This window comes from Phycisphaeraceae bacterium, assembly GCA_019636735.1.
Classification (GTDB): domain Bacteria; phylum Planctomycetota; class Phycisphaerae; order Phycisphaerales; family SM1A02; genus VGXK01.
This window is the reverse complement of sequence record JAHBWY010000009.1, coordinates 30,311-52,083: the sequence shown is the minus strand read 5'-3', so window position 1 is coordinate 52,083 and position 21,773 is coordinate 30,311. Positions and strand designations below refer to the sequence as shown.

The 21,773-nt window shown below is 68.1% G+C and carries 30 protein-coding genes; 25 read left to right on the top strand and 5 right to left on the bottom strand.

What is annotated here, in order from left to right; all coding sequences use genetic code 11:
• The first annotated feature begins 5 nt into the window (after nt 1–5).
• The 3 genes from KF724_12245 to KF724_12235 all read left to right on the top strand — a co-directional run bounded on the left by KF724_12245 (nt 6) and on the right by KF724_12235 (nt 4,577).
• Nucleotides 6–446, top strand: coding sequence for a hypothetical protein (locus tag KF724_12245; protein ID MBX3356457.1), 441 nt, complete (start codon nt 6–8; stop codon nt 444–446).
• Entirely contained in the window at nt 443–2,581 is a 2,139-nt protein-coding gene (locus tag KF724_12240; protein MBX3356456.1) for an AAA family ATPase, read from the top strand. The genes KF724_12245 and KF724_12240 overlap by 4 nt, the downstream gene beginning before the upstream one ends.
• 589 nt (nt 2,582–3,170) lie before the next feature.
• Nucleotides 3,171–4,577, top strand: a complete 1,407-nt coding sequence (locus KF724_12235) for a ParB N-terminal domain-containing protein (protein ID MBX3356455.1) — start codon at nt 3,171–3,173, stop codon at nt 4,575–4,577.
• A 20-nt stretch (nt 4,578–4,597) separates the two neighbouring features.
• Here KF724_12235 and KF724_12230 read toward each other — a convergent pair whose 3' ends face one another.
• Genes KF724_12230 through KF724_12210 form a run of 5 tightly spaced genes read right to left on the bottom strand, consistent with a single transcriptional unit; the run spans nt 4,598 to nt 6,441 of the window.
• The gene (locus tag KF724_12230; GenBank protein MBX3356454.1) at nt 4,598–4,963 is read right to left on the bottom strand and encodes a hypothetical protein; all 366 of its coding nucleotides are present in this window, start codon (nt 4,961–4,963) and stop codon (nt 4,598–4,600) included.
• 3 nt (nt 4,964–4,966) lie between these two features.
• Complete coding sequence (locus tag KF724_12225) at nt 4,967–5,524, bottom strand: winged helix-turn-helix domain-containing protein (protein ID MBX3356453.1); 558 nt, start codon at nt 5,522–5,524, stop codon at nt 4,967–4,969.
• A gap of 48 nt (nt 5,525–5,572) precedes the next feature.
• Nucleotides 5,573–5,839, bottom strand: a complete 267-nt coding sequence (locus KF724_12220; GenBank protein ID MBX3356452.1) for a hypothetical protein — start codon at nt 5,837–5,839, stop codon at nt 5,573–5,575.
• Nucleotides 5,836–6,150 (bottom strand): hypothetical protein, encoded by a 315-nt coding sequence (locus tag KF724_12215; GenBank protein ID MBX3356451.1) that lies wholly within the window; start codon nt 6,148–6,150, stop codon nt 5,836–5,838. The genes KF724_12220 and KF724_12215 overlap by 4 nt, the downstream gene beginning before the upstream one ends.
• A gap of 36 nt (nt 6,151–6,186) precedes the next feature.
• A complete protein-coding gene (locus KF724_12210; protein ID MBX3356450.1) occupies nt 6,187–6,441 on the bottom strand; it encodes a hypothetical protein in 255 nt (84 codons plus the stop codon).
• Between the two features lie 206 nt (nt 6,442–6,647).
• Between KF724_12210 and KF724_12205 the strand changes: the two genes are divergently transcribed.
• The 22 genes from KF724_12205 to KF724_12100 all read left to right on the top strand — a co-directional run bounded on the left by KF724_12205 (nt 6,648) and on the right by KF724_12100 (nt 21,773).
• Complete coding sequence (locus KF724_12205) at nt 6,648–6,884, top strand: hypothetical protein (protein MBX3356449.1); 237 nt, start codon at nt 6,648–6,650, stop codon at nt 6,882–6,884.
• A complete protein-coding gene (locus KF724_12200) occupies nt 6,871–9,144 on the top strand; it encodes a phage terminase large subunit family protein (protein MBX3356448.1) in 2,274 nt (757 codons plus the stop codon). The genes KF724_12205 and KF724_12200 overlap by 14 nt, the downstream gene beginning before the upstream one ends.
• Nucleotides 9,145–9,412: 268 nt before the next feature.
• Nucleotides 9,413–9,901, top strand: a complete 489-nt coding sequence (locus KF724_12195; protein ID MBX3356447.1) for a DUF1643 domain-containing protein — start codon at nt 9,413–9,415, stop codon at nt 9,899–9,901.
• Nucleotides 9,902–9,954: 53 nt separating this feature from the next.
• Nucleotides 9,955–10,245 carry a hypothetical protein gene (locus tag KF724_12190; protein ID MBX3356446.1) on the top strand — a complete coding sequence of 97 codons (291 nt, stop codon included), beginning with the start codon at nt 9,955–9,957 and terminating at the stop codon, nt 10,243–10,245.
• Entirely contained in the window at nt 10,242–10,595 is a 354-nt protein-coding gene (locus tag KF724_12185; GenBank protein MBX3356445.1) for a helix-turn-helix transcriptional regulator, read from the top strand. The genes KF724_12190 and KF724_12185 overlap by 4 nt, the downstream gene beginning before the upstream one ends.
• On the top strand, nt 10,592–11,455 hold the full coding sequence (locus tag KF724_12180; GenBank protein MBX3356444.1) for an ImmA/IrrE family metallo-endopeptidase: 864 nt from the start codon (nt 10,592–10,594) through the stop codon (nt 11,453–11,455). The genes KF724_12185 and KF724_12180 overlap by 4 nt, the downstream gene beginning before the upstream one ends.
• Nucleotides 11,456–11,553: 98 nt before the next feature.
• Nucleotides 11,554–12,267 (top strand): hypothetical protein, encoded by a 714-nt coding sequence (locus KF724_12175; protein MBX3356443.1) that lies wholly within the window; start codon nt 11,554–11,556, stop codon nt 12,265–12,267.
• Nucleotides 12,264–13,238, top strand: a complete 975-nt coding sequence (locus KF724_12170; GenBank protein MBX3356442.1) for a nucleoside triphosphate pyrophosphohydrolase family protein — start codon at nt 12,264–12,266, stop codon at nt 13,236–13,238. Before KF724_12175 ends, KF724_12170 begins: the two co-directional genes overlap by 4 nt.
• Nucleotides 13,239–13,343: 105 nt before the next feature.
• On the top strand, nt 13,344–13,550 hold the full coding sequence (locus tag KF724_12165) for a hypothetical protein (protein ID MBX3356441.1): 207 nt from the start codon (nt 13,344–13,346) through the stop codon (nt 13,548–13,550).
• Nucleotide 13,551: 1 nt separating this feature from the next.
• Nucleotides 13,552–15,042, top strand: coding sequence for a phage portal protein (locus KF724_12160; protein ID MBX3356440.1), 1,491 nt, complete (start codon nt 13,552–13,554; stop codon nt 15,040–15,042).
• Nucleotides 15,026–17,161 carry a Mu-like prophage major head subunit gpT family protein gene (locus tag KF724_12155; GenBank protein MBX3356439.1) on the top strand — a complete coding sequence of 712 codons (2,136 nt, stop codon included), beginning with the start codon at nt 15,026–15,028 and terminating at the stop codon, nt 17,159–17,161. Before KF724_12160 ends, KF724_12155 begins: the two co-directional genes overlap by 17 nt.
• A gap of 40 nt (nt 17,162–17,201) precedes the next feature.
• Entirely contained in the window at nt 17,202–17,750 is a 549-nt protein-coding gene (locus KF724_12150; GenBank protein MBX3356438.1) for a hypothetical protein, read from the top strand.
• Nucleotides 17,751–17,765: 15 nt separating this feature from the next.
• Complete coding sequence (locus KF724_12145) at nt 17,766–18,107, top strand: DUF2190 family protein (GenBank protein MBX3356437.1); 342 nt, start codon at nt 17,766–17,768, stop codon at nt 18,105–18,107.
• A gap of 23 nt (nt 18,108–18,130) precedes the next feature.
• Nucleotides 18,131–18,562 (top strand): hypothetical protein, encoded by a 432-nt coding sequence (locus KF724_12140; GenBank protein ID MBX3356436.1) that lies wholly within the window; start codon nt 18,131–18,133, stop codon nt 18,560–18,562.
• Nucleotides 18,559–18,840 (top strand): hypothetical protein, encoded by a 282-nt coding sequence (locus KF724_12135; GenBank protein MBX3356435.1) that lies wholly within the window; start codon nt 18,559–18,561, stop codon nt 18,838–18,840. Before KF724_12140 ends, KF724_12135 begins: the two co-directional genes overlap by 4 nt.
• Nucleotides 18,837–19,283 carry a hypothetical protein gene (locus KF724_12130; protein ID MBX3356434.1) on the top strand — a complete coding sequence of 149 codons (447 nt, stop codon included), beginning with the start codon at nt 18,837–18,839 and terminating at the stop codon, nt 19,281–19,283. The genes KF724_12135 and KF724_12130 overlap by 4 nt, the downstream gene beginning before the upstream one ends.
• Nucleotides 19,280–19,546 (top strand): hypothetical protein, encoded by a 267-nt coding sequence (locus tag KF724_12125; GenBank protein MBX3356433.1) that lies wholly within the window; start codon nt 19,280–19,282, stop codon nt 19,544–19,546. The genes KF724_12130 and KF724_12125 overlap by 4 nt, the downstream gene beginning before the upstream one ends.
• A gap of 49 nt (nt 19,547–19,595) precedes the next feature.
• On the top strand, nt 19,596–20,027 hold the full coding sequence (locus tag KF724_12120) for a hypothetical protein (protein MBX3356432.1): 432 nt from the start codon (nt 19,596–19,598) through the stop codon (nt 20,025–20,027).
• Nucleotides 20,028–20,051: 24 nt separating this feature from the next.
• Nucleotides 20,052–20,615 (top strand): hypothetical protein, encoded by a 564-nt coding sequence (locus tag KF724_12115; protein MBX3356431.1) that lies wholly within the window; start codon nt 20,052–20,054, stop codon nt 20,613–20,615.
• Nucleotides 20,615–20,857, top strand: coding sequence for a hypothetical protein (locus KF724_12110; GenBank protein MBX3356430.1), 243 nt, complete (start codon nt 20,615–20,617; stop codon nt 20,855–20,857). The genes KF724_12115 and KF724_12110 overlap by 1 nt, the downstream gene beginning before the upstream one ends.
• Complete coding sequence (locus tag KF724_12105; GenBank protein ID MBX3356429.1) at nt 20,854–21,339, top strand: hypothetical protein; 486 nt, start codon at nt 20,854–20,856, stop codon at nt 21,337–21,339. The genes KF724_12110 and KF724_12105 overlap by 4 nt, the downstream gene beginning before the upstream one ends.
• A gap of 20 nt (nt 21,340–21,359) precedes the next feature.
• Nucleotides 21,360–21,773, top strand: a complete 414-nt coding sequence (locus tag KF724_12100) for a hypothetical protein (protein MBX3356428.1) — start codon at nt 21,360–21,362, stop codon at nt 21,771–21,773.

Sequence of the window (21,773 nt, the reverse complement as noted above, 5' to 3'; positions counted from 1 at the left end):
CGACCATGAAGACCTGCTTCAAGTGCCAACACCTGAAACCGCTCGACGAGTTCTACCGCCATCCCCGCATGGCCGATGGGCACCTGAACAAGTGCATCTCGTGCACGCGAGTCGATGTTCGACTGAACCGTGCCCTCCGGGATGAGCAGTACCTCGCGTACGACCGTCTGCGCGCTTCGCTTCCCGAGCGCCGCGCCGATGCGGCCGCGAGGCTTCGTCGATCGCGCCGCGAGCACCCCGAACGCGACGCGGCGCACCGTGCGGTCGCACGGGCGATCCGGAGCGGCCGACTCGTCCGCCCGGAACGCTGCCCCGGATGTTGTGACGCCAAGCCCGTCCACGCCCATCACGAGAACTACCGAGCGCCGCTTGACGTCACCTGGCTCTGCGCGCGTTGCCATCGACACCACCACGCCGTTCGCAGCTACTTCGGGGAGGTCGGGTGAGCGATGCGCCGTGCCCCAACCCGAACGGCTCGCTCCGATCGCACGCGACCGCGTGCGTCGCGGCGGGCCTGTGCGCCCTGCCCGCGATCCGGCGCGGAGACGAGAAGCGCGTGGCGCTCACCTCGTGGAAGCCGTTCCAGTCGCGTCTGCCGTCGGGAGACGAACTCGGATCGTGGTTCGGGGATGCCACCGGCGGCGCGGCGTCGATGTGCCTCGTCTGCGGTGCGGTCTCGGGCAACCTCGAGATGATCGACTTCGACCTCGGCGGCGAGGCCTTCGCTGCATGGCGCAGCGCCGTCGAGGACAACGCGCCCGGGCTGGTCGAACGGCTGGTCATCGAGTCGACGCCCTCGAGCGGCATGCACGTCGTCTATCGCTGCGCGGGTCCGGTGAGCGGCAACACCAAGCTCGCACAGCGCCGGATCGTGGTCGATGGACCCGAGCCGGTCATCGTCGGCACGAAGTCGCATGTGCCCCGACGCGACGCGGGCGGTGCGTGGTCCGTCACTGTCACCATGATCGAGACGCGCGGCGAGGGCGGCCTCTTCCTCTGCGCGCCCAGCGACGGCTACGCCCTCGTGCAGGGCGACCTGTGCGATCCGCCGGTCATCACGGCGGAGGAGCGCGACATCCTGCTCGGCTGCGCCTGGGCGCTCGACGAGCTGCCGGGAACAGTGGTCGGTCAGACGACACCCGTCGGCCATGCGCGGACATCGCTCCGGCCGGGTGACGACTTCAACGAACGCGGCGACCCTCGGGACGTGCTCACCGAGCATGGCTGGACGCTGGCCAAGCCGGGCGCCCCCGGATGCAACGAGTACTGGCGCAGGCCGGGCAAGTCGAGCGGATCGAGCGCGACGCTCAAGGACCGGGTCTTCTACGTCTTCTCGTCGAACGCCTCGCCCTTCGATCCGCACACCGGCTACTCGCCCTTCGCGGTCTACGCGCTGCTCGAGCACCACGGCGATTTCACCGCCGCGGCGTCGGCGCTGGCGACTCAGGGATACGGCCAGCCGCTGAGGGACCGCACGCTCGGCGTCGATCTCTCGGCGTTCATCGTCGGAGCACCGTCGGCACCGACGAACCCCGTCGAGCCGTCGCCATTGCCGGTGGGCGAGCTCGTCGCGGCCTACCCGCAGCTCCGCGCGCCGGTCATCCACGGGCTCCTGCGCGAGGGCGAGACGATGAACGTGATCGCCAGCCCGAAGACAGGCAAGAGCTGGCTCACGCTCGACCTCGCCATCGCGGTCGCCGCTGGCAACGCCTGGCTCGGCCGCTACCAGACGGTGCCGGGCGAAGTGCTCATCATCGACAACGAGCTGCACCGCGAGACGAGCGCCCACCGCATCCCACAAGTCGTGCGGGCGCGGGGCGTCGCCATGCGCGAGATCGCCCAGCGCATCCACGTCGACAACCTGCGTGGTCGCCTGCAGGACATCTTCACGCTCGCGCCCTACTTCGAAGCGCTCGAACCCGGCCGCTTCAAGGTCATCGTCCTCGACGCCTTCTACCGCTTCATGCCCAGCGGCGGCGACGAGAACGACAACGGGACGATGGCCAACATCTACAACCGGATCGATGCCTTCGCCGACCGGCTCGGTTGCTGCTTCGTCCTGATCCACCACTCGACCAAGGGCAGCCAGTCGGGGAAGTCGGTGACCGATGTGGGCGCGGGGGCCGGCGCGCAGAGCCGGGCCACCGACACGCACCTCGTCCTTCGGCCGCACGAGGTAGCTGGCGTGGTCGTGCTCGACGCCGCCGTCCGTTCATGGGCGCCGGTCGACCCGACCTGCCTGCGCTGGTCGTTCCCGGTGTGGACGGTGGACGACGGTCTCGATCCCGCCGCGCTCAAGAGCGAGCGTCCGACCAAGCGCAAGGAGCCGAGAGCCGACGACCCGCCCAAAGAGCCCGAGTGGACCGCGGAGCGGTTCGTCGAGGCGTTCATTCCCGAACCCCGCACACGCGAGGAGGTCGTCACGGTCGCCCGGGCGTGCGGTCTCTCCGACCGCGCAGCCAGGCGGCTCATCTCGCTTGCGGTGAGCGAGGGCTTGGTCGGACAGGAGGCGTTCAACGGGCGCTCTGCCCCGAGAATCGTCCCTGCGACCGGACCCGACGACGCCGGAGGAGACCTGTGATGCGCGCCATCCGACCCGCGCGAAAGAGGGGTCTCTTGCGCGCAACGCACATGGATCAGGTGCGCGCAAGAGAGGACTACTCTCTCGCGCGCACCCCCCCATACCCCCCCGTGGGTGCGTGCGCTAGAGCGACGCACCCACGAGCGCGCGCAAGAGAGTGCGCGCAAGAGACCCCCCCAAACCGGCCCGGGACGTTGGCCCGTGTGGCGGCGGGTTGGCTCGAGGCGACGACCGTCCCGCCGCGCCGCCGGGCGCGCCTGACGCCAACGTGGGCGGCCACGTCGCGAGTGGGCGCGGTGTGGGTAACTGGGGCGAGTGCGGCCGAGGCCAATAGGTACTCCGGCGGGAATCTCGGCCCGAGACGCCGCCGGGAACAGCCGCAAACCCCGACTGACTTACTTCCGGTTGACCGACGGGCGATCTGGGGCTCCGCCCGTGGCCCGCGACGTTCGCCCACGTTGGCGACGCCCCGCGCGGCGGCCCCGTCGCCCCGATCCGCTCCCCCTTCGCCACACGGCCCAACGTGGGCCGCCGTCGCGCTGAACCACCGCCGTCCCGCTCATCCCGCACCCGCATGGAGGCTTGTGCCATGAAGATCGAGATTCGTCCGCTCGCGGACATCACCCCCTACGAGAAGAACCCCCGGATCAACGACGGCGCGGTCGATGCGGTCGCCGCGTCGCTGCGCGAGTTCGGCTTCCGCCAACCGATCGTTGTCGATGAGTCGGGGGTGATCGTCTGCGGGCACACCCGATGGAAGGCCGCGCAGAAGCTGGGGCTCGCGAAGGTCCCGGTCCACGTCGCCAAGGACCTGTCGCCCGCGCAGATCAAGGCGTACCGCATCGCCGACAACAAGAGCGCCGAGCTCGCGGAGTGGGACTTCGACCTGCTGCCCATCGAGCTCGGGGAGCTCAAGGGGATGGACTACGACCTGTCGCTTCTTGGCTTCGACGAGGGCGAGCTCGCCAAGCTGCTCAACGCTGGCGGCAACCCCGGCCTCGCCGATCCCGACGAGGTTCCCGCACCGCCCGACGAAGCGACCACGAAGCCCGGCGACCTCTGGGTGCTCGGCAGGCACCGGCTGCTCTGCGGCGACAGCGGCAGCGTCGCCGATCTCGACCGACTGCTCGATGGCGAGGCGATCCATCTGGCGAACACCGATCCTCCGTACAACGTCAAGGTCGAGCCGCGCAGCAACAACGCCATCGCCGCGGGCATCACGTCGTTCTCGCGGCGAGAGGACCTCCAGTGCGAACGCTCCACCAGCGAGCGCGGCAAGCAGGACCGTGCGCGGAAGCAGACGCATCACCAGAAGATGGACCTCGCGCGCCATCCGGAGAAGGCGCAGCCGACGACGAAGAAGATGCGGGCCAAGGACCGACCGCTCGCCAACGACTTCGTGAGCGACGACGAGTTCGACCGGCTGCTTGCGGCGTGGTTCGGGAACATCGCTCGCGTGCTCGTCCCCGGCGGCGGCTTCTACATCTGGGGCGGCTACGCCAACTGCGCGAACTACCCGCCGGTGCTGAAGGCGTGCGAGCTCTACTTCAGCCAGGCGATCATCTGGATCAAGGAGCACCCGGTCCTCACGCGCAAGGACTTCATGGGCAACCACGAGTGGTGCTTCTACGGCTGGCGCGAGGGCGCTGCGCACCGCTTCTTCGGGCCCGCCAACGTGCCCGACACCTGGTCGATCAAGAAGGTCAACCCGCAGTCGATGGTCCACCTCACCGAGAAGCCCGTTGAGCTCGCAGCGCGGGCGATCCAGTTCTCGTCGGAACCCGGCGAGAACGTGCTTGATCTCTTCGGCGGTTCGGGCTCGACGCTCATCGCGTGCGAGCAGCAGGGACGCCGAGCGTTCCTGATGGAGCTCGACCCGCTCTACTGCGATGTGATCGTTCAGCGCTGGGAGCAGTTCACCGGGCAGAAGGCGCAGCGGATTCCAGCGGCGAACGCTCAGGCCGAAGAGAAAGCCCCGGCAGGAGCCGAGGCGTGAGGGAGACCCCCGCGATGCGATCAGGCTTCGGGGCCCTTCTCCCGGAGCGCGTGATACTCGATCATGGCGTCCTCGAAGAGGCAGCGCCCGGCGGCGAAGTTGCGCCGATACCGCGTGACGATGCAGCCGCGCTCCTTCATGAAGGCCAGTGCGACCGCCGTCTGCGTGCTGGGCGTTCCCGCCGCGATGGCCAGCTCCTCGAGCGTGAAGCCGGGGTCGCCCTGCTCCATGCTGAAGAGCTCGGCCGCGTGCGCGATGGCCTCGAACGCTGCCGCGGGGCATCGGTGCTCGTACGGCTCGCCCCGACCAGACGCGGGAACGACCGAGCGGACGAGGTGGTCATGCGCGACCGTGAACTGCTCGTTGCGTTCGGTGGCGTGCGTCATGGATCACGCTCCCTTCCCTGCGGCGGTGAACAGGCCGCGGTCGGTCTTGCGGAAGCGCGCGTCCTTCCCCTTGGCTGCGATCTCGCGGATCATCGCGGCGTAGAGCGTCGCGTGCGGCGTCGCGCCGCTGGTCTTCCAGCCCGCGGCGATGGCGCGCTCCGCGATCGTCTTGGCGTTGAGCGGCTCCTTGGCCGACGCGAGCACCTTGGCCGCCAGGTCGAGCCCGCTGATGCGCTTGGTCGAGGGCTCGGGCTTCGGCTTGGCCGCCTTCGTCGCGGTCTTGTTGGTGCGGTTGGACGGGGCCTTCGCCTTCGCCATCGCGCGCTCGCTGGCGGTCATGGCGTCGGCGCTGGTGGCGCGTTCGTCGCGCTTCGCCGCGTTCTCCTGATCGGCGGCGGCGATCGCCTTGAGGTTCGCCTCGGTCGCTGCCTTGGCGTCCGCGAGCGCCCGCTTGGTGCGCTGAGCGCCCTCGGCCCGGGCCGCGCTGGCGGACATGCGAGGCGCCTTCTTCGTGGTGGCCTTCTTGGTGGTGGACTTCTTCCGGGGGTTCGACATGGTCATGCTCCTTGTGGAGGTGTGAGAAACAGCGAAGCCCGCGACGTGCGGGCTTCAGGTGACTGGCGTGATTCGGATCTCCCGGCCGCAGGCCGGGCATTGGCATCGGGTCGGCGTCCGCCGTTTCCGCTCGGCCGAGCGGCCTGCCTCGCGTCCGGCCTCGTAGGCGGCGGTGAGAGCCTGCTCGACCATCCAGATCGCCACCTCGCGGAAGTCCGCTCCGCTGCGGCGCGGCTCGAAGGTGTCGACCTCGAAGAGAAGCTCGTGCTTGGCGATGGCGAGGATCGCGGCGTCGCGCGCGGGATCGGGCTGCGTGGTCATCGGGCCTCCTTCCGGGGGTTGGCGGCCGCGTCGAGGGCGTCGGTCAGGATCGTGATCGCGGGCGTGGCGTCGCGCATCGCGGCGAGGCGGGCGAGCGCCATCTCGAGCTCCATCGCGCTCGACTGGAGGATGCCGCAGGTGTTGGGCATCTCGCCCCGGTCGAGTCGATGCTCGGCCTCGTCGAGGCTCCGGCGAATCCAATCGATCTTCGCCCGGATGTCGGCCTTGGCGTCGTCGGTCATGCTCGCGAGCGAGCGCTTCGCGTACTCGATGTGCCAGGTGCGGTCGTCGTTGGTCGCGTTCGTGGTCATGGTGGTCTCCGTGGTGGGTGGCTGGTGGCGTGCGGCTCACGCTGCGTCGTCGAGGAAGGACTCGACCTCGCTGCGGTCCATCCCGGCGATGAAGGCGACCGCGTCGACCAAGTCGCAGCGGAGCTTCTGGAGGTTGCCCGCGAAGCCCCAGTTCTTCTCGTCGGCCTTGGCGCGCTCGTCGTGCTTGGCGAGCTCCATGTCGAGGACGTCGAGGAGGCGGGCGATGTCGTTGCGGGCGGCGGCGTACGCGCTGGTCGCGGTGCGTGGGGTTTGGCTGGCGTCGTTGGTCATGGCGTTCTCCGTTCGGGGCGTTTGGCGGGCTGCGGAATGCGTCCCGCGTTGGACACACAAGGGCGTGAGCCGCGCGGAACATCAAGGCCGTTTCGCCGGAATCCGCCGGGCTTTCGACGAATGTGGGCGACTCCGCGCCGAGGGCCGCCACGGTGGCCAAACGTGGCCGGATGCAGGTCCGGAAGGCGCTCCCGGAGGGCGGCCACATGGCCCAACACGCGCCTAACGCGAGTCCGGGGGGCGACCCGGGGCGGCTGAATCCGGCAGCGCTGTCGGTCGCGGACGCCGCGCGCGTGCTCACGCGCCTTGGCGGCGGCGAGGTGACGGAGGCGATGCTGCGCGCGGACATAGATGCAGGCGCGCCGACGAACACCGATGAGACGATGAACCTCGTTCACTACGCAGCGTGGCTCGTGAAGGAGATGGCGCGTGGCGACGATTGACCCGCGCAACCTCAAGCCGAGCGACGCGTGCCGCCTGCTCAACTCGACCCCGCTGGGCGAGGTGATCGCCGAGCGGCAACTGCATCGCCACCGCACGCGCGCTGGCTTCCGGATTGGGGACGGCAAGACGGTCGACCTCTTCCGCTATGTCGCCTGGCTCATCTCGATCCGGCACGCGCCGAAGCCAGACGCGCAGAAGAACGCGCTCAGCGGCTACGACGCCGAGCGAGAGCGGCAACGCGCCCGCGCCGCGGCTCTCTCGCTGTCGGGCCGCAACATCGGCGAGCTGCCGCCGGTCGGCGATCCCGAGCGGAAGGACCGCTGCTCGCGGTCGTTCCGGGCCTTCTGCGACACCTACTTCCCGCAGACGTTCCACCTGCCGTGGTCGGACGACCACCTGAAGGTGATCGCCAAGATCGAGCAGGCGGTGCTCGAGGGCGGGCTCTTCGCGATGGCGATGCCCAGAGGTTCCGGCAAGACGACGCTGTGCGAGATCGCATGCCTCTGGGCAATCCTGATCGGCGCGCGGCAGTTCGTGTGCCTGATCGGAAGCGACGAGGAGCACGCCGCGTCGATGCTGGAGAGCATCAAGAGCGAGCTGGAGAACAACGACCGGCTGCTCGACGACTTCCCCGAGGCGTGCTTCCCGATCCGCTGCCTCGAGGGCATCCACCAGCGGGCCTCGGGCCAGCTCTACCACGGCGAGCCGACGCACATCGGCTGGACCGCGAAGGAGATGGTGATGCCCACGATCGCAGACTCGCGGGCGTCGGGCGCGATCATCGCCGTCGCGGGCATCACCGGGCGCATCCGCGGCATGAAGCGGAAGCTCCCCGATGGCCAGAGCGTGCGACCGTCGCTGGTTCTGATCGACGATCCGCAGACGGACGAGTCGGCGCGCAGCCCGAGCCAGTGCGCGGCGCGCGAGCGCATCCTCGCGGGTGCCATCCTCGGACTCGCGGGCCCCGGCAAGAAGATCGCGGGACTGATGACGCTGACCGTGGTTCGGCCCGACGACCTGGCCGACCGGCTCCTCGACCGTGAGCGCCATCCCACATGGCAGGGCGAGCGCACCAAGATGGTGTACGCGTTCCCGACTGATGAGACGCTTTGGGCGCGGTACGCCGAGCTCCGCGCGGATGGTCTCCGCAATGATCGCGGCATCGGCGAAGCGACAGCATTCTACGAGGCCAACCGCGCAGCGATGGATGACGGCGCCGTGGTCGCATGGCCCGCCCGCTTCAACCATGACGAACGCTCGGCCATTCAGCACGCGATGAACCTGCGCTACCTCGACGAGGCCGCGTTCTGGGCCGAGTACCAGAACGAGCCGCTGCCCGAGGTAACCGCGGACGACGACCTGCTCACCGCCGAGCAGATCGCGGCCAAGACCAACGGCATCCCGCGTGGCGTTGTGCCGACGACCTGCACGCGGCTGACGATGTTCATCGACGTGCAGGGGAAGCTGCTCTACTGGCTCGTCGCGGCGTGGGAGGACGACTTCACCGGCTACGTCGTGGACTACGGCGCGTGGCCCGACCAGAAGGCGGCGTACTTCGCCTTGCGCGATGCGCGGGTCACGCTCCAGACGGCGCTGCCGCGAGCGGGCCAGGAGGGCGCGATCTACGCGGGGCTGGAAGCGCTGGTCGCGGAACGCGTCGGCCGGTCGTGGCGGCGCGATGATGGCTCCGAGGTGCGGATCGAGCGCTGTCTGATCGATGCGAACTGGGGCCAGTCGTCGGACGTCGTCTACCAGTTCTGCCGCCAGACGAGCTTCGGCGGCATCGTGATGCCCGGGCACGGCCGCTACGTCGGCGCGTCGAGCATCCCCTTCGCCGAGCACAAGCGCAAGCGCGGCGAGCGGGTCGGGCTCAACTGGCGCGTGCCGGTGGTGACGGGTCGCCGCGGCGTGCGGCATGCGCTCTTCGACAGCAACTACTGGAAGAGCTTCGTGCATGCCCGGCTGGCGGTCCCGATGGGCGACCCGGGCTGCCTCTCGCTCTTCGGCCGCGCGGCGGAGTCGCATCGGCTGCTCGCCGACCACCTGACCAGCGAGTACCGCGTCCAGACGAGCGGTCGCGGACGCACGGTGGACGAATGGAAACTGCGGCTGAGCGGGGCCGACAACCACTGGCTCGACTGCTTGGTCGGCGCGGCGGTGGCGGCCTCGATGCAGGGCACGGTGCTGTTCGGGACGGACGCCAAGCCGGAGACCCGGCCCCGGGTCCGGCTCTCGGAGATCCGGAGGGCCAAGGCGTGAGTGGCAAGGCGGCCCCGAACCCGAAGCCCGAGGAGTCGCGCGGCCTGCGGTGCCCGGCCTGCGGGTGCGCCCACCTCCGGGTGGTCTACACCCGACGGGCTTGGGGCGGTCGGGTGGTCCGGCGGCGTGAGTGCAGGCACTGCGGACGGCGCCTCACGACCTTCGAGGCCACCCCGAGCTAGTTGGTCCAACTGAACGGAGTTATCCGATGTACTCTTATGATCGCTCGTCCAATCTCCTGCCGTGGCCCGACCGCGACCCTGCCGACATGAACGCAGACGCCAGATTCTCGCCATGTCGTCGGTATCGCTACCTCCTGAAGCGCCGGTGGGCTCGGGAGAAGCCCTTCGTGCTGTTCATCGGCTTGAATCCTTCGACTGCCGACGAGACGCTCGACGATCCGACGGTCCGCCGGTGCGTTGGATTCGCTCGTTCGTGGGGTTACGGAGGCCTAATGCTGGCGAACCTGTTTGCGTTCCGGTCGACGTGCCCCCGCCGACTGACTCAGGTACGAGATCCCGTCGGCCCGGAGAACGACGACTGGCTGGTTCGATCGGCGCGATCGGCGGGGCTCGTCGTAGCTGCATGGGGCGTACACGGAACGCTACAGGATCGAGCGGACGCGGTCGTCGGACAGCTTCCCGACCTCTATTGCCTTGGTACGACTCGGGCAGGCGCGCCCCGGCACCCGCTGTACCTATCCGCGAATACTCCGCTTCAACCCTTCGTGCCCGCACATTCGACGTCGACGGCTTGACGGGCGACCTTTGGGATGGTAAGATATCCTTACCACTGGAAAGGACCGCCCCAATGGCAACCGACCCTGAGTGCAGACAGAGAGTCATCAGCACCCTCGAAGCCTTCCTGCGAAGTACCGGGCGCGAAGGCGTGACGCTCTCGGACACGACCAATCTGCATGCCGATCTCGGCATGGCGAGTGATGAGGGCCTCGACCTTGTTCTCGATCTGTGCGAGGCATTCGACTTCGACTTCCCGCACGACTTCAACCCCGTGGTGCACGAGAGTGGTCGCCGAGGGCGACGAGTCGGAGAGCTGATCGCGGCGATCGAAGCGTGCCTTCCGAAGGAGGTGTCAAGATGAGCCTCGCCCACACGCAGCCTGACGCCGTTGGACAACGACTCAGATGGGCACGCGAACAGGCCGGACTATCGCAGGGGCAGGTAGCACGCATGCTCGACCTTCATCGGCCAACGATCTCGCAGATCGAGTCCGGGCAGCGGACGATACGGCCCGACGAAGTCAATCGCCTTGCCGAGATCTACGGTGTGAAAGAAGCTTGGATCATCAAGGGCGACTCGGTTACCGACGAGGCACTCGATCCACGTGTCGAGCTTGCAGCAAGGCATCTGAGCCGTCTTCGGAGTGAGGATCTGGACACGATTCTACAACTCATCAAGGTCCTGCGTTCACGCCCGGAGGATGCTCGGTGAGCCCACATATCGCGGCCGCGCGCGAAGCCATGCGAAGCGCATTCGCAACGCGTCGAGCGCTCGGGATCGCGCGCGAGGAGTCCGTGAACATCTTCGACGTTGCGATCGCGCTGGGCGTAGAGGTCCGTTTCCAGGACGCCCCATCTCTGGAGGGCATGTTTGCTCGAGATCCACACCCACTGATCCTGCTTCCTTCGAGCAGGCATCGTCCCCTGCCGCGCATCCGCTACTCCTGCGCACACGAGCTTGGACACTCTCAACTCGGGCATGGCACGCACGTAGCCGAATACCTCGATCCTCGCTCCGGTCAACGAGATCGTTCCGCAGAGGAAATGGCCGCCGACACCTTTGCCACGAGCCTGCTGATGCCTCGGCCAGCCGTACTCGCTCGCTTCGCAAGCCACGACTGTAGCGTCCACTCCGCGAGCCCATCGCAGCTCTTCGTCATTGCAGGAGAGCTCGGCGTTGGATTCACAACGCTTGTGCGGCATCTCCAGTACGGACTTGAACTGATCAGCGCGGCATCAACGACCGCACTCCTACGTTCATCGCCGAAGCAGATCCGTGGTGAGCTGTCGGGCGATCCGAGCGCGCCGCCACTCACGATCGTCGGGCGGGCATGGCCCTCAGTTCCGGTAGATTTGGAGGTCGGCGATCTCCTCGGAGTGCCGATGGGTCTCGACATCTCGGGCGGCGGCATGATCAACGGCCCCTCGAGCGCCGAGTACACCTTCTTACGGGCCGAACGGCCGGGTGAATTCCGCCCAACAATCGGGGGGCGTCAGGTTCGCGCGCGCGTCGCACGCCACGGCTTCGTGGGGCAGTTGAAGTACCGCTACCTCGATGACCCGGAAGGATGATGGCCGAGAGCGTGATCCAATCATCGAACATCTCGCTTGCATGGGCAGCGGCGCTTCGCGAAGTCTACCGACGACCGCGCAAGCGGTCCGATCCCTTGATGCTTTCGGTTGCCGGCTTCGAGGGTGAGGTCCCCGATGAGGATGCCGCAATCCGTGTGGCCGTTGATCGGGAACTTGCTCGGCTTGGCAAGATGTCTGTTCAGATCTCGGCTCTCACGATATTCCCTTATGCCCGGTGGGCGCGCCGGGGTCGCCCGCCATGCGCCGAGTTCTCGACCGAGTGCGTCGATCGACTGCTGCCCCGAATGAAGCGATTGAACCAGAGGAATCGACTCGGCACTTACTTCGAACGGATGATGGCCTTCACCGGCACAGCGCGCGACGGATCAACGCAGACCGTGAACCAGCTCCAGTTCGTGATCGACCTCATGCGCGTGGGAGGCCGTCGCCCGCGCCAGTCGGCTCTGCAAATCGCGTGCTTTGATCCTGCCAAGGACCACAGCCGGCAGACGCGGCGAGGGTTCCCATGCCTGCAGCAGGTGAGCGTGACCTACGAGCCGGATGGACGGTTCGCCTTGAACGCGTATTACCCGACACAGTTCCTCTTCGACCGAGGTTACGGCAACTACCTTGGCCTCTGTCACCTTGGCTGCTTCGTCGCCCATCAGACCGGCACACCAATGGCCCGCTTCAACTGTTTCGTGGCAAGGCCAGAGCTCGGCGATGTGTCGAAGCGCAACCTCGCTCCGCTCATTCAATCGCTGCCCACGTCTCCAACCGGGACCGAGGGGCGAGCAGGAGGCACGGCATGAGCCCGACGCTCTCTTTCAGAGACTACCAGCGAGAGGCTGCCACTACGGATCTCGCCGTAGGCCAGGACCTCAAGGCGATTATGGTGCCGCTCTTGGGGCTTGCCGGTGAGGCGGGGTCACTTCTCTCGGAGTACAAGAAGTTCCTCCGCGAGGGCGAACGGTACAAGCCGTTCACCGATCAGGTGTCCGAGGAGATTGGCGACATCCTTTGGTATCTGGCCAACATCGCGCAGAAGGCCGGACTCGATCTCCAAGAGATCGCCGAGGAGAATCTCGGCAAGTTGCGGCAGCGCTGGCCGCAAGAGGACGGGCAGGGCGCTGGCCTGTTTCCGCTGCACAGCCGCTACGACGCGGCGTATCCAGATGGTGAGCGCCTGCCCACCACGATCCGTGTCGAGTTTCGTGACGTCCTCGTCAATGGCGTGACGAAGCTGCAGATGACCTGCGATGGAAGGGTGCTCGGCGACCCGCTGACGGACAATTCGCATGTTGAGGATGGCTATCGCTACCACGACGTGTTCCATCTCACCAACGCAACTCTGCTTGGCTGGTCTCCGGTCGTCCGGAGCAAGTCGCTGCTCTATGTCAAGCGGAAGTCGAACCTCCCGCTCGAAGAGGTCGAGGACGGCGCAAGGGCCGCGGTGACTGAGGAAGCGATCTCAGCGCTCGTGTTCGCTCACGCCATGGACTATTCCTTCTTTGAGAGCACCACGAGTGTCGACTACGAAGTGCTGCGTTCAATCGCACTGATGACGCGCCCATTCGAGGTTCGAGACCGGTCTCCGCGCGAGTGGGAGCGTGCGATTCTGCAGGGATACGCCGTGTGGCGGCAGATGATCGCAGGTCGCGGAGGCGTCTTCGTCGGCGACGCGGTTGCCCAAAGTGTGAGCTACGAACCTCTGCCAACGGCCCCGAGCTCGACGCCTCTCGTTCCTTCAGGCGAAGAGGGGCCTGGACGTCTACCGGTGTAACAGATTCGCCCTGCGCCGGTATTGCCACGCGCACCACCGTCGGCGGCGGCATAGGTCACCCGTAGCGGCTTCGCCATCCCGGCAGCCGCACGGAGCGACCTCGCCGTGCCGACGAACGACCTCGATCAAGCCATCCGCGACAACGCCGCCGGTCCCGCGCGCGTCCAAGGCGACTCGGGCAGCGTCCAGCAGCACGCGCTGAAGGACCAGATCGAGGCGGACCGCTACCTCGCGAGCAAGGACGCGGCGAAGAAGCCTGCCAAGGCGCTCCGATTCACCCGGCTGATTCCCCCTGGCGCGGAGGGCGGCTGAGGTGCTCGGTTTCTTCACGCGCAAGCCGAAGACCGACGCTGCGCCGCGGCAGATCGCGCCGACCAAGGGCGGCCGGGTGGTCCGCGTTGTCCGCGCCGGATTCGACTCGGCGGTCACCAACGACCACAACCGCCGCCACTGGGCCAACGCCGACGGCCTGAGCGCCGATGCAGCCGCATCGCCCGAGGTGCGCCGCACGCTCCGCAACCGTGCCCGCTATGAGGTCGCCAACAACTCCTACGCGCGTGGCATCGTCCTGACGCTCGCCAACGACGTCATCGGCACCGGCCCTCGGCTCCAGCTCTTGACCGACAGCGCCGAAGCCAACCAGCGCATCGAGCGTGAGTTCACGCGCTGGGCCAAGGCGATCCGCCTGCCCGAGAAGCTCCGCACGATGCGGATGGCTCGGGCTCAGGACGGCGAGGCCTTCCTCGTCCTGACCGACAACCCTCGTCTGCCGACAGCGATCAAGCTCGATGTGCGGTTGGTCGAGGCCGATCAGGTCACGACGCCCGATCTCATGACGCTGCTTGAGGGCAGCGTCGACGGCCTCGTCTTCGACGAGTTCGGCAACCCCATCGAGTACCACGTCCTCAAGGAACACCCCGGCGGCACCGGCAGCGCGATGCTCGGCTTCGAGTACGACCGCGTGCCCGCCGAGGCGGTGATCCACTTCTTCCGTGTCGACCGCGCGGGCCAGTCGCGGGGCATCCCCGACATCACGCCGGCGCTGCCGCTTTTCGCGCAGCTCCGCCGCTACACGCTGGCGGTGCTCGGCGCTGCGGAAACAGCCGCCGACTTCGCGGGCATCCTCTACACCGACACGCCCGCCAACGGCGAGGCCGAGAGCGTCGAGCCGATGGACTCGATCGAGCTCGAGGCGCGGTCGCTGCTGACGATGCCGGGCGGCTGGAAGATGGCGCAGGTCCAGGCGGAGCAGCCGTCGACGACCTACGCCGAGTTCAAGCGCGAGCTTCTCAACGAGATCGCCCGCTGCCTGAACATGCCATTCAACGTCGCGGCGGGCAACTCGTCGGGCTACAACTACGCCTCGGGTCGCCTCGACCACCAGACGTACTTCAAGTCGATCCGCGTCGAGCAGGAGCACATCGCGTGCGTCGTGCTCGACCGCATCCTCGCGGCCTGGCTCCGCGAGGCGGTGCTCGTCTCCGATCTCCTGCCGCTTCCGATCCGCACGCTCGTCGCCCGCGGCGAGTCCGGCGGCCTTGCGCGCCAGTGGTTCTGGGATGGGCATGAGCACGTCGACCCGGCGAAGGAGGCGACGGCGCAGGCAACGCGCCTGGCGAGCCACACCACGACGCTCGCCAACGAGTACGCCAAGCAGGGACGCGACTGGGAGACGGAGCTGCGGCAGCGCGCGAAGGAACTCGCGCTGATGGCTGAGCTCGGGCTGCCTTCTGCAGCCGCTGGCCCGTCGCAGGAAACTGAACCCGCGAACGTGACGGAGGACGACGATGCCGACGGTGACTGAGAAGCCGCGGGTGCTGCACCTCTGCGCGCCCGTCACCGACTGGAACGCCATCGAGGCGTCCGACGCGCACGCCGCCGGGGACCGACCGTCGCTGCGCCGCTTCAGCATGACCGCCTACACCGGCGGCGCGATGACGCTCGCGGGCTGGCCGCATCCGGTGGTCGTTGACCTCGCGGGGATGCGCGTCGCGGCCAAGAGCCGTCCGATCCTCAAGGACCACAACCGCTCATTGATCGTCGGCCACACCGACTCGATCGGCGTTCAGAACTCGCAGCTTCAGGTGACCGGCGTCGTCAGCGGCGCTGGTCCCGTGGCGCGGGAGATCGTCGAGTCGAGCCTCAACGGATTCCCGTGGCAGGCGTCGCTCGGCGCGGTGGCCCAGCGCGTCGAGTTCGTCGCCAAGGGACGCACCGCCCGGGTCAACGGCCGCGAGTTCGCCGGGCCACTTCACATCGCACGCGAGTCGGTCCTCGGCGAGGTCAGCTTCGTTGCGCTCGGGGCCGACGACGACACGACCGCACAGATCGCAGCGGCGCGCCCCGGACGCGCTGCCGCTCAGGAGACCAACACCATGACCTTCGAACAGTGGCTGGAGGCGAAGGGATTCGCCGACGCGGACCTCAACGACGCCCAGCGCGCAAGCCTTGAGGCGCTCTTCGCCAGCGAGTCGGCGACGGGCACCGAGCCCGCGACCGAAGACCCGGACGACACCGACCCCGCGACCGTCGCCGCGCAGATGCGGGCCGAGGCCGCCGCCGAGTCGGCGCGTATCGCCGCGATCCGTCGGCTGTGCGCTGCGAGCGGTGGCAGCCGCCACGCCGAGCTCGAAGCCAAGGCGATCGCCGACGGCTGGGATGCGACGCGCACCGAGCTCGAACTGCTCCGCGCCGAGCGCCCTGCCCTCGCGACTGGCGGGGTGCGCCGCGACGGCGATGCCGGAACCACGGCCCGCGTCGTCGAGGCGGCGCTCTGCCTCTCCGCGGGCATCCCCGAAGCCGAAGTCGGCAAGTGGTACGACCAGCGCACCATGAACGCGGCCGTCGCCGGTCGCCTTCAAGGCGCGGGCGTACACACGGCGCTCGGGTACGCGATCGAAGCCATCGGCGGCTCCTCGCGCACCACGCACGTCGACAACGACTTCATCCTGACCGCCTTCGAGGCCGATCGGCAGCTGCGCGCCCAGGAACGCGCCGAGCGAGCGATCCGCGCCTCGGGCGGCGGCTTCAGCACGATCAGCCTCTCAGGCATCCTCTCGAACGTCGCCAACAAGGCGATGCTCGCGGCGTACCAAGCGGTCGACAGCGTCGTCGCGATGTTCTGCGGCGAGGCGGACGTGGCCGACTTCAAGGAGGTCACGCGCTACCGGCTCACCGGCAACGGCGTCTTCGAGAAGGTCGGTGCCGACGGCGAGCTGAAGCATGCCACCCTCAGCGAGGAGTCGTACACCAATCGCGTCGAGACCTTCGGCCGGATCTTCGCGCTCACGCGGCAGATGATCATCAACGACGACCTCGGAGCCTTCCTCCAGATCCCGCGCATCATCGGCCGTATGTCGGCGCTGAAGCGCGAGGAGGCGGTCTTCGAGCTCCTGCTCGCCAACCCGGGGACGTTCTTCTCCGTCGGCAACAAGAACTTCATCTCGGGCGTGGACACGGCGCTGTCGATCGATGCGCTCACCAAGGCCGAGCAGACGTTCATGGACCAGACGGACTCGGACGGCAAGCCGATCCTGATCTCGCCGTCCGTGCTGCTGGTGCCGACGGCGCTCAAGGTCACCGCGCAGCAGCTCATGACCGAGACGCGGGTCAACGAGACGACCTCGGCCGACAAGCCCAAGCCCGCCAACAACCCGCACGCGGGCAAGTGGAAGCCCGTCGCCAGCCCGTACCTCAACGCGCAGGGCATCCCGGGCGGCAGTGCGAAGGCGTGGTACCTGTTCGCCAACCCCGCCGACGTCGCGGCGATCGAGATCGCGTACCTGCGCGGTCGTCGCGTCCCGACCATCGAGAGCGGCGAGACCAACTTCAACACGCTGGGCATGCAGTGGCGCGGCTACTTCGACTTTGGCGTTGCCATGCAGGACCGCCGCGCGGCCGTCAAGGTCAAGGGCGAGGCGTGAGCCCCGCATTCCTGAACCAGCAGCAAGGACCCCGACTCCCATGATCGTCTCCGTCCAGCCCAACATCGTCGTCAAGCAGTCGCCCGCGGCGCTCGACGTCCTCATCGAGTACCCGGCGCTTCCCGAGGGAGGCGAGCGACCCCGGATCGTCCAGTCGATTGGGCGGCTCGCGCTCGCCAAGGCGACGCGCACGAGCGTGCTCGGCGTCGAAGCCGAGATCCCGCCGGAAGTCGCCGGTGACATCGCGGTCGACTCCGTGACGCTTGTCGTCGCCCATCCCGGCGACCTCAACCTCGACGGCACCGTCGACGCGGCCGACCTGGGGATGCTGCTCGGCGATCCCGCGGTCGACGGGGCGTCGATCGGCACGCTGCTCGGCGCGTGGGGGAAGTCCAAGCCGCCGACGACGGTCGCGCGATCGCCGCTCGTGCCGCGCATGGGGTCAACCGGCGGCGGCAAGTTCAAGCTCTCCGTCACCGGCTCGAACCCCGTGCTGGCCGACGCCGACGACTGGGTGTTCCTCACCCATCGCATCACGCTTCCCCCCAACACCCCCGCGAAGGTGCGGTGGCTGCTGCCGCTCACCTGACAGGAGACCTGACCCATGGCACTCGCCACGTTCATCCATGAGGGCCGCTCGATCGACTACACGCCCGGCACTGATGTCGCCGCCGGCGCGGTGGTCGTGCAGGGCGAGCTCGTCGGCATCGCCAAACTCGACATCAAGGCCAACACGCTCGGGGCGCTCGCGGTCGCGGGCGTCTTCGACATCACCAAGGCGACCGGCGCGGGCACCGCGATCACCGCGGGCGCGTTCGTTCACTGGGACGCGACCAACTCCATCGCCACGACCGCCGACGGCGGAGGCGCGAACAAGCGGATCGGCAAGGCCGTCGCCGCGGCCGCGACCACCGACGCCAAGGTGCGCGTGCGTCTGTCGCAGTGACACAAACTCCGGAGGCCGTCCCCATGCCCGACATACTCGAACAAGGCTCCGCCTGGCTTGATCAGCAGCGCACTGCGCACATGACGCGACGCGTCGAGTACCGGCGCGGCGGACAGTCCGCGTCGGTCGATGCCACGATCGGCCGGACGCTCTTCGAGCAAGTCGATCGGATGGGCATCGTCCAGAAGATCGAGTCGCGGGACTTCCTCGTGCTGCGTACCGACCTCGTGCTTGGCGGCGTCGAGACATTGCCGTTCGCTGGCGATCGCGTGCTTGATCCCGATGGCGACACGACGGCGGTCTACGAAGTGATGGCACCCGGAACCGAGCCGCCGTTCCGCTACAGCGATCCGTACCGCCGGACACTGCGCATCCACACGAAGCATGTCGGCAGCGAGGCGGTGCTCGGTGGCGGTCACCCGGGAACGACGCCGGGCACGGGGGTGACGCCGTGACCAGCGTCACATCCGCCAACGGCGTAGTACCCGTCAAGCCCAACGGCAACGGCACGCACCGATGGGCGGCCGTGCTGCTCACCGCCGCGCTCGCGGTTCTCGCCATGACCGTCCAATGGGGCGTCGTCACCACCAAGCTCGACCACGTGGAGAAGCGGCTCGACGAACTCATCGTCGAGGCCCGCTCGCTCCGCGCCGAGTACCAGTCGATCGAGCGGCGGATCTCCTGGCTCGAGGGACGGTCGCTCGGCGGCGTGCCGCAGAGGGCCAAGCCATGAGCACGATCACCGACATCGCCGACGCCGTCGCCGCCCGCCTGAACGCGGGCACCTTCTCGATGCCGTTCACCGCGGTGCGACGCTACCAACCCGTCTACGCGCTCGATGAACTCGCAACGCTCCGCGTCTCCGTCGTGCCGCGGTCGCTCGCGATCGTCGGAGCGTCGCGGCAGACGAGCCAGGTCGACGCCCAGATCGACATCGGCGTGCAGAAGCGGCTCTCGTCATCACCCGCGAGTCCGGCATCCGACGAGGCCGAGATCGATGCGCTGCTTGGGCTCGTCGAGGAGATCGCCGACTGGATGCGCTTCGCGCGCCTGCCCACCACGCCCGAAGCGGTGTGGGTCGGCGTGGCGCAGGAGCCCGTCGTCGCCGGCGAGCACCTCGAGCAGCACCGGCAGTTCACCAGCATTCTCACCGTCACCTACAGGATGCTGCGATGACCGCGAACCCGATCGCCTTCGACATGACGGTCAGTGCGACGCCGGTGCGCGTCTCGAACGTCGCGCTGATCGCCGACATCGCGCTCACCAACACCACCGCGTCGCGGACGGCGTACGTCTCGACCGACGGCGGCATCACCCGCGCCTCGATCCCGACCAACGTGCAGGTCCGTCTCTCGGGCGTCAACCTCAACGACCTCTGGGTCTACGCCAACGGCGCAGGCACCGTCGTCTCGATCGTCGGCAACTCGCGTTCGCGCTGACCCCCGGAACTCCCGGAACCCCCTCTCGGCAGCAGAAGGAGCACCACAGATGGCAATCCGACTCGGCATGGAAGCCAAGCTCTACTTCAAGACCGGCGGACAGGCAGGCGCCGGTTCGTGGACGCTCCTGGCCAACGTCAAGGACGTGACGCTCTCGCTCGAGGCGGGCGAGGCCGACGTGACCACGCGCGCCAACAACGGCTGGCGCGCGACCGTCGCCACGCTCAAGGAAGCCACCGTCGAGTGGGAGATGGTGTGGGACACCGGCGATGCCGGGTTCACCGCCATCAAGAACGCGTTCCTGTCCAACGCCGTCATCGGACTGCAGGTGCTCGACGACGCGACGCCGTCGGGCGAGGGGCTGCAGGCCGACTTCATGATCACCAACTTCAGCCGCAACGAGGCCCTCGAGGAGGCCATCACCGTCTCGGTGTCCGCAAAGGTCACCTACTCGGCGAGCGCTCCGACATGGCTCGACTGATCCCAACTGGAGGACTCCTGACCGATGAAGACCTTCACCGACAACGCCGGACGCAGCTGGACCGTCGAGGTCAACGTCTCCGCGATCAAGCGGGCGCGGACGCTCGCGGGCGTCGACCTGCTCGAGGGACTCGACGGATCGTTCATCGAGCGCTTCTCCCGCGATCCCATCCTGCTGGTGGACGCCCTCTACGCGGTGTGCAAGCCGCAGGCCGACGAGCGTTCGGTGACCGACGAGGAGTTCGGTCGTGCGATGGCGGGCGACGCGATCGACCATGCCACGCAGGCGCTCTTGGAGGAACTGGTGTCTTTCTCCCCGAGCCCGAGGGATCGCCGGGCCCTCGGGCAGGTGCTGGCGACGACACGGCGAGTGATGGAGAAGGCCCGCGACCTGATCGATGCGCGGCTGGAGAGCGGAGCGATCGAGGAGGCGGCGGATCGGGCGCTGGCGCAGGCGGCGGCAGAACTCGAAGCACTTCCGGGCGGAACTCCGGGGGCGCTTCCGGGGGTGCCGACCGGCTCATCTGGCAGTGCGCCGGAATCGTCGGCGTCGATCCCGGCAACCTCACCCTGCGGGAGCTCCTCGTGATGGCCGAGGCCCGCCAGCGCGAGTTGTGGTCCCGCACCGCGTCGGTGATGGCGCTGATCGCCAACACGCAGCGCGACCCCAAGAAGACCCGGCCGTTCCGGCCCTCGGACTTCGACCCGTTCTCAGCGGCGAAGTCGGCCGAGCCCTTGTCCAAGTTCCGGGGGGTCGGCGTCGGCGTCCTCAAGACCGTGTTCATCGATCCGCTGCGGAACGCCGCAGCGCCGCAGGAGGCAACGTCATGAACGCACTCTCCACCCGACACCTCGCCTACGGCTTCGCGCTGGTGATGATCTCGCTGGGCCTCGCGGCCTGCGCGGGCTTCGACATCGGCGACATCGTCAAGGTCAAGACGCCCAACGCGATCCAGCAGACGACGGGGCTTCCCGCACGCACGTCGCTCAACGATGCCGAGGCGGAGTACCGCGCGTGGTTCGAGAACACCCAGCGCGTCGGTGCGCAGTGGAAGGCGAGCATTGAGCGCGGCAACGACGTCCGTGCCCTCCTGAACCAGCTCACGCTCGCAGCGCTCGACGAGGTCGGCCCGACGCTGGCGGGCGTGCCGATCGTTGGACCGGCGCTCCCCGCGCTGACCGGGCTCGTCGGCCTCTTCATCGGCGCGGCTCGACTCCGCAAGGAGAAGGAGGCGTCGTTCAACAAGGGCCTCAAGGAAGGCGGCGTCCTCGCAGGCAGCAACGGTCACGGCAACGGAGGCACGCCATCGTGATCGACATGCGGATCACGAGCATGTTCTTCGACCGGCCCAAGGTCATCCGGGCCGTCGATCGCGCCAAGCGACAGGCGCTCTCGAAGGGCGGCGCCTTCATCCGACAGGCCGCCCGCACCAGCATCCGCCCGCGCAAGGGAACCAGCACTCCGGGCAACCCGCCGTTCTCGCATGAAGGCAGCCTGCGACGCCTGATTCTCTTCGGCTACGACGCCGGGAGCGATTCCGTGGTCGTCGGACCGGTCGGCTTCAAGCGGTCGACCGCGCCGAACGTCCTCGAGTTCGGAGGCACGACGACGATCCTGCGAAGGCAGAAGGGCCGCCTCGTCCAGCATCGCGTGAAGATCGCCGCTCGCGCCTACATGGCCCCTGCGCTCGAGCGCGAGCGGCCGAAGCTGCCCGCCCTCTGGCGCAACAGCGTGAGGGGGTCGTGA

Bases quoted from the DNA above. Each gene is read 5' to 3' on its own strand.
- KF724_12245 (MBX3356457.1), top strand. From the start codon at position 6: ATGAAGACCTGCTTCAAGTGCCAACACCTGAAACCGCTCGACGAGTTC.
- KF724_12235 (MBX3356455.1), top strand. From the start codon at position 3,171: ATGAAGATCGAGATTCGTCCGCTCGCGGACATCACCCCCTACGAGAAG.
- KF724_12230 (MBX3356454.1), bottom strand. From the start codon at position 4,963: ATGACGCACGCCACCGAACGCAACGAGCAGTTCACGGTCGCGCATGAC.
- KF724_12225 (MBX3356453.1), bottom strand. From the start codon at position 5,524: ATGACCATGTCGAACCCCCGGAAGAAGTCCACCACCAAGAAGGCCACC.
- KF724_12220 (MBX3356452.1), bottom strand. From the start codon at position 5,839: ATGACCACGCAGCCCGATCCCGCGCGCGACGCCGCGATCCTCGCCATC.
- KF724_12215 (MBX3356451.1), bottom strand. From the start codon at position 6,150: ATGACCACGAACGCGACCAACGACGACCGCACCTGGCACATCGAGTAC.
- KF724_12210 (MBX3356450.1), bottom strand. From the start codon at position 6,441: ATGACCAACGACGCCAGCCAAACCCCACGCACCGCGACCAGCGCGTAC.
- KF724_12205 (MBX3356449.1), top strand. From the start codon at position 6,648: ATGGCCCAACACGCGCCTAACGCGAGTCCGGGGGGCGACCCGGGGCGG.
- KF724_12195 (MBX3356447.1), top strand. From the start codon at position 9,413: ATGAACGCAGACGCCAGATTCTCGCCATGTCGTCGGTATCGCTACCTC.
- KF724_12190 (MBX3356446.1), top strand. From the start codon at position 9,955: ATGGCAACCGACCCTGAGTGCAGACAGAGAGTCATCAGCACCCTCGAA.
- KF724_12185 (MBX3356445.1), top strand. From the start codon at position 10,242: ATGAGCCTCGCCCACACGCAGCCTGACGCCGTTGGACAACGACTCAGA.
- KF724_12175 (MBX3356443.1), top strand. From the start codon at position 11,554: ATGCTTTCGGTTGCCGGCTTCGAGGGTGAGGTCCCCGATGAGGATGCC.
- KF724_12170 (MBX3356442.1), top strand. From the start codon at position 12,264: ATGAGCCCGACGCTCTCTTTCAGAGACTACCAGCGAGAGGCTGCCACT.
- KF724_12155 (MBX3356439.1), top strand. From the start codon at position 15,026: ATGCCGACGGTGACTGAGAAGCCGCGGGTGCTGCACCTCTGCGCGCCC.
- KF724_12150 (MBX3356438.1), top strand. From the start codon at position 17,202: ATGATCGTCTCCGTCCAGCCCAACATCGTCGTCAAGCAGTCGCCCGCG.
- KF724_12145 (MBX3356437.1), top strand. From the start codon at position 17,766: ATGGCACTCGCCACGTTCATCCATGAGGGCCGCTCGATCGACTACACG.
- KF724_12140 (MBX3356436.1), top strand. From the start codon at position 18,131: ATGCCCGACATACTCGAACAAGGCTCCGCCTGGCTTGATCAGCAGCGC.
- KF724_12130 (MBX3356434.1), top strand. From the start codon at position 18,837: ATGAGCACGATCACCGACATCGCCGACGCCGTCGCCGCCCGCCTGAAC.
- KF724_12125 (MBX3356433.1), top strand. From the start codon at position 19,280: ATGACCGCGAACCCGATCGCCTTCGACATGACGGTCAGTGCGACGCCG.
- KF724_12120 (MBX3356432.1), top strand. From the start codon at position 19,596: ATGGCAATCCGACTCGGCATGGAAGCCAAGCTCTACTTCAAGACCGGC.
- KF724_12115 (MBX3356431.1), top strand. From the start codon at position 20,052: ATGAAGACCTTCACCGACAACGCCGGACGCAGCTGGACCGTCGAGGTC.
- KF724_12110 (MBX3356430.1), top strand. From the start codon at position 20,615: ATGGCCGAGGCCCGCCAGCGCGAGTTGTGGTCCCGCACCGCGTCGGTG.
- KF724_12105 (MBX3356429.1), top strand. From the start codon at position 20,854: ATGAACGCACTCTCCACCCGACACCTCGCCTACGGCTTCGCGCTGGTG.
- KF724_12100 (MBX3356428.1), top strand. From the start codon at position 21,360: ATGTTCTTCGACCGGCCCAAGGTCATCCGGGCCGTCGATCGCGCCAAG.